Source organism: Gottfriedia acidiceleris, from assembly GCF_002128425.1.
Lineage (GTDB): Bacteria > Bacillota > Bacilli > Bacillales > Bacillaceae_G > Gottfriedia > Gottfriedia acidiceleris.
This window is the reverse complement of sequence record NZ_NESS01000014.1, coordinates 1-14,079: the sequence shown is the minus strand read 5'-3', so window position 1 is coordinate 14,079 and position 14,079 is coordinate 1. Positions and strand designations below refer to the sequence as shown.

The 14,079-nt window shown below is 33.0% G+C and carries 18 protein-coding genes; 7 read left to right on the top strand and 11 right to left on the bottom strand.

The window, feature by feature from the left end:
• Positions 1-182: 182 nt before the first annotated feature.
• Complete coding sequence (trxA, locus tag B6K90_RS19155; RefSeq protein ID WP_056472391.1) at positions 183-500, bottom strand: thioredoxin; 318 nt, start codon at positions 498-500, stop codon at positions 183-185.
• A 168-nt stretch (positions 501-668) separates the two neighbouring features.
• On the opposite strand from trxA, the gene B6K90_RS19150 reads away from it, so the two are divergent.
• The 3 genes from B6K90_RS19150 (at position 669) to B6K90_RS19140 (ending at position 1,932) form a co-directional block, all read left to right on the top strand.
• Positions 669-1,139, top strand: a complete 471-nt coding sequence (locus B6K90_RS19150) for a GNAT family N-acetyltransferase (RefSeq protein ID WP_088014369.1) — start codon at positions 669-671, stop codon at positions 1,137-1,139.
• 208 nt (positions 1,140-1,347) lie between these two features.
• Positions 1,348-1,506 (top strand): FbpB family small basic protein, encoded by a 159-nt coding sequence (locus tag B6K90_RS19145; RefSeq protein WP_088014368.1) that lies wholly within the window; start codon positions 1,348-1,350, stop codon positions 1,504-1,506.
• Positions 1,507-1,701: 195 nt separating this feature from the next.
• Positions 1,702-1,932: a hypothetical protein gene (locus B6K90_RS19140; RefSeq protein ID WP_088014367.1), complete on the top strand. Its 231-nt coding sequence runs from the start codon at positions 1,702-1,704 to the stop codon at positions 1,930-1,932.
• A 172-nt stretch (positions 1,933-2,104) separates the two neighbouring features.
• On the opposite strand, the gene B6K90_RS19135 is transcribed toward B6K90_RS19140, so the two are convergent.
• From B6K90_RS19135 to B6K90_RS19110, 6 genes are all read right to left on the bottom strand, one after another.
• Complete coding sequence (locus B6K90_RS19135; protein ID WP_088014366.1) at positions 2,105-3,082, bottom strand: electron transfer flavoprotein subunit alpha/FixB family protein; 978 nt, start codon at positions 3,080-3,082, stop codon at positions 2,105-2,107.
• A 66-nt stretch (positions 3,083-3,148) separates the two neighbouring features.
• On the bottom strand, positions 3,149-3,922 hold the full coding sequence (locus tag B6K90_RS19130) for an electron transfer flavoprotein subunit beta/FixA family protein (protein ID WP_088014365.1): 774 nt from the start codon (positions 3,920-3,922) through the stop codon (positions 3,149-3,151).
• 56 nt (positions 3,923-3,978) lie between these two features.
• The gene (locus tag B6K90_RS19125; RefSeq protein ID WP_170927403.1) at positions 3,979-4,749 is read right to left on the bottom strand and encodes an enoyl-CoA hydratase; all 771 of its coding nucleotides are present in this window, start codon (positions 4,747-4,749) and stop codon (positions 3,979-3,981) included.
• Positions 4,750-4,785: 36 nt separating this feature from the next.
• Positions 4,786-5,373 carry a TetR/AcrR family transcriptional regulator gene (locus tag B6K90_RS19120; RefSeq protein ID WP_088014364.1) on the bottom strand — a complete coding sequence of 196 codons (588 nt, stop codon included), beginning with the start codon at positions 5,371-5,373 and terminating at the stop codon, positions 4,786-4,788.
• Positions 5,374-5,617: 244 nt separating this feature from the next.
• Entirely contained in the window at positions 5,618-7,324 is a 1,707-nt protein-coding gene (locus B6K90_RS19115) for an AMP-binding protein (RefSeq protein WP_088014363.1), read from the bottom strand.
• A gap of 126 nt (positions 7,325-7,450) precedes the next feature.
• Entirely contained in the window at positions 7,451-8,260 is an 810-nt protein-coding gene (locus tag B6K90_RS19110) for a sugar nucleotide-binding protein (protein WP_167555433.1), read from the bottom strand.
• 156 nt (positions 8,261-8,416) lie between these two features.
• Between B6K90_RS19110 and dat the strand changes: the two genes are divergently transcribed.
• The 4 genes from dat (at position 8,417) to B6K90_RS19095 (ending at position 10,789) form a co-directional block, all read left to right on the top strand.
• Positions 8,417-9,301, top strand: a complete 885-nt coding sequence (gene dat / locus B6K90_RS19105; RefSeq protein ID WP_088014361.1) for a D-amino-acid transaminase — start codon at positions 8,417-8,419, stop codon at positions 9,299-9,301.
• Between the two features lie 70 nt (positions 9,302-9,371).
• Complete coding sequence (locus B6K90_RS19100; protein ID WP_088014360.1) at positions 9,372-9,671, top strand: ABC-2 transporter permease; 300 nt, start codon at positions 9,372-9,374, stop codon at positions 9,669-9,671.
• Positions 9,672-9,725: 54 nt separating this feature from the next.
• The gene (locus B6K90_RS24250) at positions 9,726-10,019 is read left to right on the top strand and encodes an IS110 family transposase (RefSeq protein ID WP_235821852.1); all 294 of its coding nucleotides are present in this window, start codon (positions 9,726-9,728) and stop codon (positions 10,017-10,019) included.
• Positions 10,020-10,081: 62 nt separating this feature from the next.
• On the top strand, positions 10,082-10,789 hold the full coding sequence (locus B6K90_RS19095) for a transposase (protein ID WP_235821851.1): 708 nt from the start codon (positions 10,082-10,084) through the stop codon (positions 10,787-10,789).
• 162 nt (positions 10,790-10,951) lie between these two features.
• On the opposite strand, the gene B6K90_RS19090 is transcribed toward B6K90_RS19095, so the two are convergent.
• From B6K90_RS19090 to B6K90_RS19075, 4 genes are all read right to left on the bottom strand, one after another.
• Entirely contained in the window at positions 10,952-11,419 is a 468-nt protein-coding gene (locus B6K90_RS19090) for a DUF523 domain-containing protein (protein ID WP_088014359.1), read from the bottom strand.
• An 88-nt stretch (positions 11,420-11,507) separates the two neighbouring features.
• Complete coding sequence (locus B6K90_RS19085; RefSeq protein WP_088014358.1) at positions 11,508-11,858, bottom strand: cupin domain-containing protein; 351 nt, start codon at positions 11,856-11,858, stop codon at positions 11,508-11,510.
• Between the two features lie 691 nt (positions 11,859-12,549).
• Positions 12,550-13,440 carry an IS110 family RNA-guided transposase gene (locus B6K90_RS19080; protein WP_235821855.1) on the bottom strand — a complete coding sequence of 297 codons (891 nt, stop codon included), beginning with the start codon at positions 13,438-13,440 and terminating at the stop codon, positions 12,550-12,552.
• 317 nt (positions 13,441-13,757) lie between these two features.
• The coding region (locus B6K90_RS19075) for a VanZ family protein (RefSeq protein ID WP_174567638.1) at positions 13,758-14,079 on the bottom strand (322 nt) is incomplete at its 5' end.

The window sequence follows — 14,079 nt, the reverse complement described above, 5'->3', positions numbered from 1 at the left end:
CCTATTTACATTAGAAATTTTTAACATTTTTTGAACTAAGAAAAAAGTTATTTTTAATGAAAACCTTTACATCAGCTTAAGGTGTTGGTTTTATAAATTTTGTTTCACGAACTCTTTTAATCGTTAAAAAACAAAAAAAAGAAATGCACTCATATTATGAGTGCATTTCTTACAAATTATTATTAACCAATATGTGGAGTAATTAATTCTTCTAAAGCTTCTTTAGGTTTGAAACCTAAAGTTTTTTCAACTACTTCGCCGTCTTTAAGAACGAATAATGATGGAATGCTCATAACTTCAAATTTAGCTGCTGTTTCTTGGTTTTCATCAACATCAACTTTAACAATTTTAACTTTTTCTCCATATTCAGAAGCTAATTCTTCTAATACTGGAGCAATCATTTTACAAGGACCACACCAAGTTGCCCAAAAATCAACTAATACTACACCTTCTTTTGTTTCCTCTGCGAACGTTGCGTTTGTTGCATTAACAATTGCCATTTATATTTCCTCCTATCGCCTCACTACATAAGTAAAATATGTAGATTGACATAATTTGTTATAATTTTAAAGAAAGTATACCATATGAGAATTAGCATTTTCTATTTATTTGCTCAAACTTACTATTTCCAAACAAATTACTGATATACCAATGAAAGGGCTAAAAAAATGATAACATTCGAAAGCATTACACCTGAATTAATAGAAGTGATTGAAGAAATTACAAATTCGAATCAAAATTACAATTTAATGGAGAATGGTCGTTTAACTCGTACAAGAGAAGAACTAATGAAGGAATATTTTGTATCCTCACACGAAACGGAAACTTATTTTATTAAATTAGATGATACCTATATAGGATTAATTGATTTTTTAGCATTAAATCCTAAAGATGGTTTCCCATGGCTAGGTCTATTAATGATTCATAATGATTACCATGGCTATGGATTTGGAACAAACGCATTTGTTTTATTTGAAGAGCTACTTACTAAAAGAAATATTCACGGTTTACGATTAGGTGTTCTAATTAATAACCAACAAGCAAGATCTTTTTGGAAATCTCAAGGATTTAAATATATTGAAAATAAAACGAACGCGGATGGAATTGAAGTAGAAGTTTTCGAAAAGATTTATTCATAATATTATCAAATTTAAATGTTAAATTACTGATTGTCTCGCTACCGGGGACAGCAAGATTATTGATCTAGTCCATGAGTAACTATTCAATTCACTACTTTTGTCACAAATTCGTAAAATCTTACTCGAATTAATGTCAGATTTTTATGTTAATATATTGTTGAATATAATAATAATATTCAAAAAATTTAACACGATAGGAGTGGCATTTATGAGAAAAGCTTTACGTAAATCGTTTAATCAATTAGTTATTGAGAATAAACAATCTTTATTACGTAACAAAGAAGAAATCGAGAAAATTGAAAGCAAAATTGAAAAGCGCCACGAATTATTATCTGAAAAAAACAAACTAAACAAAGCTATATCATAGATTATTAAGTAATCCTATAGAAGGATTACTTTTTTTTGTGGGTTTTTAAAAGATTTGCACCTGTAGTGGAGATCAGCATACTCCTTTCCTATATATTAGTTCGTAATAATTCCTGAACCAACTAAAATAGGCGAACTCTTACAATAAAATAGACGTACTATATAGTACATTGGTCTAGAAATTGGAGGTAAAAGTATGCATCATCCATTTTGGAATTCTCATCCACATCATCCTATAAGAAACGGTGTACAGGGTCATGTCCAAACTGATCATCAATCGATCATGCAGATGTTCATGAATCTTGAAAATCAAATTACAAATCTTGTGAAAGCAATCGAAGCAAATAATGAATTACTTAGACAACTTGAACAAAAACAAAATCAAGTTGTAACAAGTGGCGGTGGATCAGTCATTGTTAGGATGTAATGACAATGGCTCATAAAATAATTAAAGAACTATAAAAGGAGGTGCCACAAAAGTTAAAGTACTTTTGAAACCTTCTTTTTTTTGTATAAATTAAGTCATTTGGACAAGCTCATGAAAAAACACTAAAAAACCCACAAGATACTCCTGTGGGCTATTTTTTATCGCTTCTAAATTAAGAATTAACTAATACAGCTTTAAATTCTTCTGTTAATAAAGGTAATACTTCGAATAAATCACCAACGATTCCATAGTCAGCTACTTTGAAGATATTAGCTTCTGGATCTTTGTTAATTGCAACGATTACTTTAGAGTTTGACATACCAGCTAAATGTTGAATCGCTCCTGAAATACCACATGCAATATATAAATCAGGTGTTACAACTTTACCAGTTTGACCAATTTGTAAAGAGTAGTCACAATAGTTAGCATCACATGCACCACGAGATGCACCTACAGCAGCACCTAATACTGTAGCTAATTCTTTTAATGGATTAAAGCCTTCTTCACTCTTAACTCCACGGCCACCAGCAACGATAACTTTCGCTTCTGAAAGGTCTACCCCTTCACTCGCTTTACGCACAACATCTTTTACGATTGAGCGTAAGTCTTTAATTTCAACTGAAATAGTTGCTACATCACCAGTACGAGTAGCATCTTTTTCTAAAGGAGCGATATTATTTGGACGGATTGTCGCAAAAATAAATGGGTCTACCATAACTTTTTTCTCGAATGCTTTACCTGAGTAAATAGGACGAATGAATACGATATTTCCACCAGCTACTTCGATTGCTGTAACATCTGAAATTAGACCACTTTGCATACGCGCAGCAAGTTTCGGAGATAAATCTTTCCCTAAAGCTGTATGACCGAATACTAGACCTTCTGGTTTTTCTTGGTCAATAACTGCTAAAAGTGCTTGAGAATATCCATCTGAAGTATATGTTGCTAATTTTTCATCTTCAACAACGATTGCACGGTCTGCACCGTATTGAATCATTTCAGTAGCTAATGAACTAACTGATTTACCTACTAATACAGCAACTACTTCTCCGCCCTCAGCAACTGTTTTAGCCGTACTTACTGCCTCAAATGAAACATTTCGTAATGATCCTTCACGAACTTCGCCTAATACTAATACTTTACGTGACATGTTATTTCCCTCCAAAATTTTCTATTACGCTATTAATCTATTATTCTGTCCTAATATTCAATAAAATTAGATTACTTTTGCTTCAGAACGTAGTAACGAAACTAATTCTTTTACTTGATCTTTTAATTCACCAGCTAAAACTTTGCCCGCTTCTTTCTTCGCAGGAAGGTAAATTTCAATTGTTTTAGTTTTTGCTTGCACTTCATCTTCTTCTAAATCTAGATCATCTAATTCTAACTCATCTAAAGGCTTTTTCTTAGCTTTCATAATACCTGGTAAAGATGGGTATCTTGGTTCATTTAAGCCTTGTTGAGCAGTGATTAATAATGGTAAAGATGTTTCGATGATTTCTGTATCACCTTCTACATCACGTTCGATTGTAGCTGTAGTACCATTAATGTCAATTTTTGTAATTGTTGTCACGTAAGGAATATTTAGTAATTCAGCAACGCGTGGACCTACTTGACCAGTACCTCCATCAATTGCAACATTACCTGCTAAAATAATTGAAGGATCTTTATCTTCTAAATATTTAGCAATAAGTTTAGAAGTTGTATATTGGTCAGCATTTGTAACGTCATCTTCAACGTTAATTAATACAGCCTTATCAGCACCCATAGCTAGTGCTGTACGAAGTTCTTTTTCACTATCTTCGTTACCAATCGTTATTACAGTTACTTCGCCACCGTGAGTATCACGAATTTGAATCGCTTCTTCAACTGCATACTCATCGTATGGATTTATAATAAATTCAGCACCATCCTCTTGGATTGCACCATTTGAAATTGTAATTTTCTCTTCAGTGTCAAATGTTCTTTTTAATAGTACATAAATGTTCATTGTTATACCCTCCCAGGAAATTTAACTACATCTATTTTTTTAAAATATTAAACTACTTATTTATTAAACACTGGTTTTCTTTTTTCTAAAAATGCCGAAATACCCTCTTTTGCATTTTCAGTTGTAAAAATTTCTCCAAATAATTTTGACTCTTCTTCCACCGCTTCATGATATGAAGTCGTTCTAGTAGAAGATAGAAGTTGTAGAATATATTGAATTGATTGCATACTTTTATTAGCAATTTTAGCTGCTAATGCTTTTGCTTCATCTAATAAAGTTTCTTCTGGCACTACAATTGTAGCTAATCCAATTTTACCAGCTTCAACACCAGAAATTGGTTCAGAAGTCGCAAGCATAACTAACGCTTTGTCTCTACCTACATAACGTGGTAATCGTTGTGTCCCAGCAAATCCAGGAATAATTCCTAAGTTTAATTCAGGTAAACCAAGTTTTGCGTTTTCTGCAACAACTCGAATATGACAGCTCATTGCAAATTCAAGACCGCCACCTAACGCTGCTCCGTGAATTGCCGCGATAATCGGCTTAGAGTAATTTTCAACACGGTCAAATACAAGTTGGCCTCTTCTAGCAACTGCTGCTGCATCTTCAGCATTTTTAAAAGAAAGAAACTCTTTTATGTCTGCACCTGCAGAGAAAAATCTTCCTTCTCCATGAACAACTAAAACGCTTACATCATCATTACTTTCTAATTCATCTAAACGCTTAACTAAATCAGCAAATACAACCGAAGACATTGCATTTGCTGGTGGGTTTTGAATTGTTAATAATGCAATACCATCTGATATTTTACATTGAATTAAACTCACAACTATTCCTCCCTATTTTTCAAATGTACTAGAACGTTAATTTTGGTACCCGCATCCTCTAATTAATAATTGGTGAACTTTATCGGCTTTCGACTCTAAATCTTGATTTTGACCTGTCATTACCCAATGGGTCATCACTTCATCAATCGTCCCGAAGATCATTTGTCTAGCTGTACGAATATCCAATTGTTTGTCGAACAAACCATTATTGATTCCTTCATTTAAAATTGAATCAATGATATGTAGATACTCTTTCAATACCTCATTTATTCGAAGTCTAAGGTCAATATTTGTTTGTCTTACTTCCAATTGCATAACGATTGCTAAATGCGAATCTTTAGACATTTCATAAAAATGAGTTTTCACCAACATTAATAATTTCGATATCGCGTCGGATTTACCTTCAATTTTTTCACGAATTTTTTCAGTAAAATTTCCCATCTTCTCTTCAAACAATGAAATTAAGATGGATTCTTTATTTTTAAAATACAAATAGATTGTTCCGTCAGCTACACCAGCCTGTTTTGCAATTTTAGAAACTTGCGCCTGATGGTAACCATTTTCAGCGATTACAACGACTGCAGCATCAATTATTTGTTTATATTTTGGTTTATCTCTTTTCATTTTTATTTACCCCTTCTTACAGTGAATGAATAATCATTCATATTCTTATAATACAAACTTATCAGAAAATTGTCAATTGTCCCTAATATTATTTTTATGTATAAAGTTTCTTTAAAAAAGCTTTTAAAATTCTTTTTAATCTTTGTAGTTTCATTAAATTTTATCAGGTTTATTTTCGAATTAGTATTTAATATCAGTTCGTAAACTAAAAGGGGATGCTTATGTCATCATCCCCCATATATTATTATATTAAATTTTCATCAGTATCCTCAGGTTTTGTATTCTTTTGTTTTTCTTCTTCAAGTAATGTTCTTCTTAATATTTTACCGATCATTGTCTTTGGTAATTCATTCCTAAATTCATAAAATCTCGGAACTTTATATGCTGCTAAATATTTCCGACAAAAATCATCAAGTTCAGCTTCAGTCACAGATTTTCCTTCTTTTAATACAATGTAAGCTTTAACTGTTTCTCCGCGATATGCATCAGGAATACCAACTATAACTGCTTCTTTAATTGCTTCGTGTTCATATAATACTTCCTCAATATCTCTAGGGTAAACGTTAAATCCTCCTGCATTGATCATATCTTTCTTACGGTCAACAATATAAAAGAAGCCTTCTTCATCCATATAGCCTAAATCACCTGTATATAACCATCCGTCTTTTAATGTGGCTAAAGTTTCCTCCGGACGATTCCAATACCCCTTCATTACTTGTGGTCCTGAAACGATTAATTCACCGATTTCACGATAAGGTAATTCTTCTCCAGTCTCTAGAGAAACTATTTTAGCATCAGTACTTGGCCAAGGAACACCAATGCTGCCAGTTATTCGCTTATCCCAAAGGAAATTACTATGTGTAACTGGAGAAGCTTCTGATAAACCATATCCCTCTACTAATTTTCCACCTGTCACCTTTTCAAATTGCTCTTGTACCTCTACAGGCAATGCTGCCGAACCACTTAAGCAAGCATGAATACTTGAGATATCTTTATTTTTTAAATCAGGATGATTTAATAATGCAATATACATTGTTGGTGCACCTGGAAACAATGTAGGCCGATATTTATTTATGGCCTCAAGCATTTGAGTTGCATCAAATCTCGGAACGATAATCATTTCATACGCACACATGATTGATAAATTCATACATGTCGTCATTCCATATACATGAAAAAATGGTAATACTGTTAAAATCTTTTCTTGACCCTTTTTACTTTTATATAACCATTTTTCTGCCATTAACGTATTTGATGCTAAATTTTTATGTGTAAGCATTACACCTTTAGGAAAACCAGTAGTTCCTCCAGTATACTGAAGTATCGCTACATCTTCTACACTGCTACTTGAGAGATCCTGTTCGATTGGTGCAGATATTTGCATAATAAAACTAAATTGATGAATCGAATGATCTTTAGGAATCTCCGGTGCCTTTGGCTGTTTTGAATAAGGATATAACAACCTTTTAAAAAATGGTAAATAGTCCTTAATCGCAGTAACAAAAATATGTTGAAGATTAGTAGATTCTTTTACTTTGTACACTCTATTAATCAATAAATCTAAACAAATAATAGCTGTTGCACCACTATCATTCATTTGATATTCAAGCTCACGTTCAGTGTAAAGCGGATTTGTTTGAACGATAATTGCTTCTGCAAAAAGAATCCCATAATAGGCAATCACTGCTTGAGGGCAATTAGGAAGCATAATTGCAACTCGATCACCTTTCTTAATTCCTAAATTCCTTAAAAAATTGGCAAATCTTAAAGACTGAATATAAATTTCATTAAAGGTCATCGATTTCCCAAGGAAATTAAGCGCTTTCTTGGCTGGATATTTTGAAGCTGTCTGCTTTAAATAAGTTGGTAATAAATCAAAATTTTCATCTAATGTAGTTGGTATTTGCTCTGGATACTGACTCACCCAAGGCTTTACTCTTAGTTCCTCCATACCATTCACCACCAGTATTTTAAAAGTATGTTCATACTAAAATTAGTATATGTTACAAATTTCAGCTATACAATCAAAATATTAAGAATATTTAATCACTAGTGGATTTCGATATTATTTGAGAATTTAATGAAGTAATTGATCAATTACTTCATCGTTATCATAATAAAAATTAGGTGTCAGATCTAAGCGATTAGTCAATAATCCAAAATGATATTCATCAAAGTTTTCTAAAGTGAGCGATTTGACTTTCCCTTCATTTGATATTCTTTTTACAAGCTTAAAAATAAATGAGTATTGCGAGTCGATATCAGTTGTTGCAAGATGAAAAGTTCCTTTTAAATCATTTTCAACAATTTGTCTTACTTGCTTAGCAATACCTGTATCAATTGCATGATTTAAAAAAATATTATCATACGCATCAATTTCTTGACCCTTTTCTATTTTATCCTTTATTTCATTTAGTCTTGGTGATTGTTTTCCCCAAACCATTGGTAATCTTAATACAATCGCATTTTCACCAATCTCATTTTTAATTAATTCTTCACATTTTATTTTAAATTGTCCATAATCTGATTCGGCAACAGGAAGATCGTTCTCAGCGTGATGCTTTGATACTTCTCCATCAAAAACATTTGTTGTTGAACAAAATAGGAATTTCGTCGAAGTAGATTTTATTTTTTCTATAATCCTAGAATGAGCCTCAAATTGAACATTAAAATCACCACGTAAACAAGAAACAATCACATCTGGGGAAATACGATCAATCCAAGTCAAAATTTTCTCTGAATCATTAATATCCCATTGTAATTGATGATCATTTTTCAACTCTAATTTTGATTGATTAAATGTTCCATAAACGTCATAATCGGGAGAAAATTCTTTTATTAAAGCCTTCCCAACTAGTCCGCTAGCACCTAAAATTAATAATTTCATTGTCTCTCTCCTTTTTACAAAATATTTAATAAACTTGTGATATATTGAATGTATCATAATTAACAGTGTGTATACAAAGGTCTTAAGTTTAACTTACAGACTATCCGAAAACTTTTGTCAGACAAACTTAAACTTATAACAAGGAGTGGGGATCATATGAAAACAAAAGTTCTTTTAAACAACCGTATTGTCGATTTAAAATCTGCAAATGTAAATATTTTAGATCGAGGTTATCAATTTGGAGATGGCGTTTATGAGGTCATTCGTTTTTTCAATAAGTCTTATTTTGAACTCGATGCACATTTAATTCGCTTGAAGGAAAGCTGTGAAAAAATATTAATACCTTTTAAAATGCATCTCAAAAAACTTGAAAGTGATTTAGTTTATTTAATGAATACTTGCGATTATGATAACGGATATGTTTATATCCAGATTAGTAGAGGTGTAATGAACCGAAATCATATTTACCAAGAAGAATCTAATTTAAAGCCTCAGCTGATTGCTTATACAGTAAGAGAAGATCATAGACCATTACAGCAAATGGAAAAAGGGATTACTGCATATGTAACGAATGATATTAGATGGCTTCGCTGTGATATAAAAAGTTTAAATTTATTAGGAAGTGTTTTAGTAAAAAATGAGGCTTATGCTAAAGGTGCAAAAGAAGCAATTTTGCATAGAGATGGAATCATTACGGAAGGTTCAGCAACTAATGTCTTTATCGTAAAAAACTCTACACTATACACTCATCCTGCCAACCACTTAATTCTAAATGGCATTACCCGAAAAGTCGTACTTGAAATTGCAAAAAAAGAGAGACTCGAAGTAAAAGAAATTCCATTCTCAATTGATGAACTTTTAAACGCAGATGAAGCTTTTACAACAGCATCGGTTTCTGACATTCTACCTGTAACTTCAGTTTTAATTCATGAAAAATCCTATTCTATCGGTTTAGGCAAACGTGGAGAAATAACAAAAAGAATTCAAGATTCATATACTAGTTTAATTGATAAAATTCCGCAGGATCAGTCTACTAACTAGACTACACAATATAGCATTATCATATTGCTATCAAAATTATGTTGGTTTACCTAAGTGAGGAGTGACTTGATTGGCCATTTTTATTGCAATTTTGATAGCCTTAATTGGCGCAGCTCTTGCTCACATTTTTACTAAAGGGCAGTCTAGAAAACGAAAATACATCATTTGGGGTATCGCGAATATAGTTGCCATTGGGCCATTTTTGTCATTTGCCATTGGAATAACGTACGCTATTATCGAAGGAAATGGCTGGGCAGCGATGTTGATGTGGGTATTGTATCCATTAATATTTCTCATTGGTCTCATTCAGTTAATTTTTGGGATCTTCGTGAAAAAAAGCTCCGATAAAAATATGTATAAGTACAATTAGTTACCTATAAGTATAGTCTGTATCTTAGATTTGAATTATAAGATACAGGCTTTTTTGACTCATGTAGCAATGGAAAGTACTAGTGTTTATTGGAAACCGATTGTTAACTTACTAGAATCTGAAGGAATTGAGTTTTTAGTAGTGAATGCACAACATATGAAAGCACTACCTGGTCGTAAAACCGATGTTAAAGATGCGGAATGGATTGCCCTACTTCTGCGCCATGGACTCCTTAAAGCAAGTTTCATTCCAGATCGAAATCAACGAGAGTTGCGAGAACTTGTACGTTATCGCCGTAGTATTATCGAAGAACGCGCAGACTATTTAATCGGATTCAAAAGGTTTTAGAAGGAGCCAACATTAAACTAGGGTCCGTTGTATCTGAAATTGACGGTGTTTCATCAACAGACATGCTTCGTGCAATTGCAGAGGGTGAAGATGATCCTGAAAAACTAGCAAACTTCGCTCGTGGTACATTGAAGAAGAAAAAAGAAGAGCTTAAAATGGCACTTCAAGGTCATATACATCCACACCAACGCTTAATGTTAAAAACGATTTTAAAGCATATTGACTTCCTAACTGAACAAATTGAAATGTTAGATCAGGAAGTAGCTCAGCGAACAAGCTCTTATCAAGATGATATAGAGCGACTCGATTCAATTCCTGGAATCGCTAAAAGAACGGCTGAACAAATCCTAGCTGAAATCGGCACAGATGTTGGAAAACAATTCTCTTCCGCACCACGTCTATGTTCGTGGGCGTCCTTAGTTCCTGGACACAATGAAAGTGCAGGTAAAAGGAAATCTAGCAAGTCTAAAAAAGGAAATAAATATTTAAAATCGGGATTAACAGAAGCAGCTCATTCAATAAGAGGGTCCCAAAACTATCTAGGTGCGCTATATAGGCGTACAGCTGGACGAAAAGGAAAGAAAAAGGCTGCAATCGTGGTCGCACATGCGATGTTGAGAATCGCATATTACCTTCTAACTCGAAAAGAAATATATGTTGACCTAGGCGAAGATTATTTTGATAAACAAAGACAAGTATCTATTGTTCGCCATTCAGTTCGAAGACTAGAAAACTTAGGTTATACAGTAACAATACCAGAAGCCTCCTAATCTATTAATCAGTCCATAAACACCAATGATCCCAGGCGCTCCTCTAATTTTAAAAAAAACGAATGAGCTGCGTCTAATTTAGTATTGCCTTTTTTCGAGATTAAAGTAGTTTATTTTCATAGTAGATTAAAGAAGTTTATTTTCATAGTAGTTGAATAAGCATTATATTATTTCATCAAGAATATCTGTAAGTTTTTCTTCTGAAATTACTCTTAAACCGTTTCTTTTAAGTAATGCTGTTGTGACACCATTTCCAACAACTTTCTTAGCTTTAAAATCACCATTATAGATCATGGCACTTCCACAAGATGGACTGTACTCCTTAAGAACAATTATAGTTGCATTAACTTCTTGAGCTTTCCTTAATGTATCGTAAGCCCCTTTTATGTATAGTTCTGTTACGTCTCTACCCGATTTCTCGACTACTTTTGCTTTCCCATCAAGAACATCTTCTCCGTCACCACCTACTATTTCTGCAGGCTCTCTCGGTGTTAAAAAACCTCCAAGTAATTCAGGGCATACAGTAATAGCTCTATTTTCTTGTAACAATTTTTGAATCCTATTATCTAAACTATGGGAACCGTTATATCTTACCTCTAACCCAGCTAAACAAGAACTCACTAAAATCAATGATTCCACCTCATTTTAAATAAATACTTTTTAATGTTGTTGGTAAAAATATCTAATTACTAAAACAAAAAAGTCTATTAGTTGAATATCATTCTATTGTTTTTGTACCTTCTATATCATTACTTTTCTTTTCAAAACAAATGTTAACTGTACGTACATTTGAGCGAGTTCGATGCATTGTGTTAGCTGGAATTGTAAAGATTTCGCCTGGTTTTAAAGTAATGGTTTCATCGTTTTCTAAGTCAATAAAAAGTTCGCCTTCTAATACATAAAATAATTCATCGCAATCCTCGTGTTTATGCCAGTGAAAATCACCATTTATTACAGCTATTCTTAGTGCGTGGTCATTTACTTCGCTTACAATAAAATTTGTATATTCCATTTGATCTTGTGTCAATTTTTGTAGGTTAATTACTTCTAATTGTCCTTTATTTTGCATAATCTATCTCCTTTTAATATTAGTAAATTCTAAATTAAATGAACAAATTAACTTTATCACATTTTAGAATTTACAACACTTCCTATAACTATTCTGTCATTTACAAATAAAAAACTTGCAATTAAGCAGCTTTGATATACAACTGATATGAACGAAACTGTCAAACCACCAAACCAAAAAGGTTTTAATTTAGGGATTTTTCATTTTTTAGACAGACTTAAATTAAGACTACCAACCTAGAATTTAAAAATTAGATTTTCTAAGTCTGTGAATGACAACTCTATAATCTATAATAGTAGATTTTTTTGTTTTTAAAGAAAAGATAATGTCTTAAAAGCTTGGCACGAAGGCAAATAATTTAACGGTGATTTACAGTCTGATATGCGTGGGTTGGTTACCACATTTCATTATATCCGTTACGGGAGCTGCCTCGATCTAACGGCGCATGTTCAGTTATTAAACCTAATGCATAGTTGCACAAGAGGGTTCTCCTTACCGAATTTGCCTCCGAGCCAAGATTTCAATATTTATTAGACTCTATTAATTTAATATTTAAAGATTGGTGTGGTTTTACTTTTAAGCAACTTTTGTTTGGGATAATTGTGTACCTTCGATACTACAACCAATTGCCCATATAAATCCAATTAATTCTCGAGCGACTGCGACTACTGCGAATTTACCTGTTTTCCCTCTAGCAGTGATTCGATTGTATTTTTAAATTAAGACGGTGTTGAGCTTTCCAGGCAATTTTTTGTGCTTCGAGTGGTTGACCAATTTGTTTCTTTTTTAATTCACCTTTTAGTGATGGACGATGGCGATAAGACCAAGAAACTTCCACTAAAGAACGTCGGATATGTGAATTTCCAACTTTGGTAATAGAACCTTGCCAACGATTTGATCCACTGGAATATTCTTTCGGAACAAGTCCTGCATAAGACATTAGTTGCCCTGGATTTGAGAAACGTGAAAATTGCCCAACTTCAGCGACTAGTGTTACAGCCGTAATCTCAGCTATTCCTCTTAATGTCTGAAGTGCTTGAATGACAGGCGCATGTTCGCTTCCAATTGCTTCTTCGTGAATCTGAGTTTCAATACGCTTCATTCTTTCTTCTACTTCATAAATAGAATGAAAATATTCTTGGAAAACAATTCTTAATGATTGTTTCTCAAAAGTGAGTGAATTCAACCAAGTACGATATTTGACTGTCCAATTTTTAACACCTTGAGGTGGGCGAATTTCATGACGTAGTAAGAAGTGAACAAGTCTTTGACGTACTCTTTGTAAATCTTCACGAGTATCAAATCGAGCACGAATTAAATCTCTTAAAGCTTCATGGTTTTCATCAGGTACCCAAACAGAAGTTAGCTCTCCAGCTCGAAGAAGTTGAGCTAATCTTAGTGCATCACGACGATCTGTTTTTACTCGATCACCAGCTCTTTTTGGAATTAGAGTAGGTGCAACTACAATACATTCTATATCCATTGATAAAAGCTGACGGTAAATACAATACCCGCATGAACCTGCTTCATAACAAACTAGTAGCTTTTCTGGATCGCCTAACTTCTTGAAAAGTTTACGAATGCTTTCAGGTGTGTTTTAAATATTACCGTGGAATCGTGGTTCTCCACGTCCTTCTTCAGCAATACCAACAGAAATAATATCTTTTGAAACGTCTAAACCAATAAATTTTTGACTATCCTTCATAATATAAACGGCTCCTTTTTGTTTGTAGCTCTACATTTGGATTGGGTAGGCTCTTAATTTACTCCCATTATTGCCAAGTGCAACCTACGCTAAGCAAAAGGAGCCGTTTCGTTCATTATGACTAACGCATGCGTTAGTTGAACAAGCAGCAAAAAAGCCACCCTAAAATAGATGGCTTTTGATATCTTCAATTACTATTTAAACCTAATAACACCACTAATTAATACTAAAACTAATGCAACAAGGAATATCACTCCGATTGAAGTTAAAACATTAAGGATTTTATTTGCTTTTGTACTAAACAGCCTACAAAATACAATATAAACTCCAATTCCAATAATTCCACCTAATGTATTTCCCAAAAGGTCAGTTATATCGCTAGCTCCTATAGCAAAGATAAATTGCAATACTTCAAATAACAAACTAACTCCTGCTATTACTGCAATCTTTTTCAAGAAAGACCAATTTGGTTTGAGCATACTGATATAAATTCCAAATGGGATAAATGCAAGTACA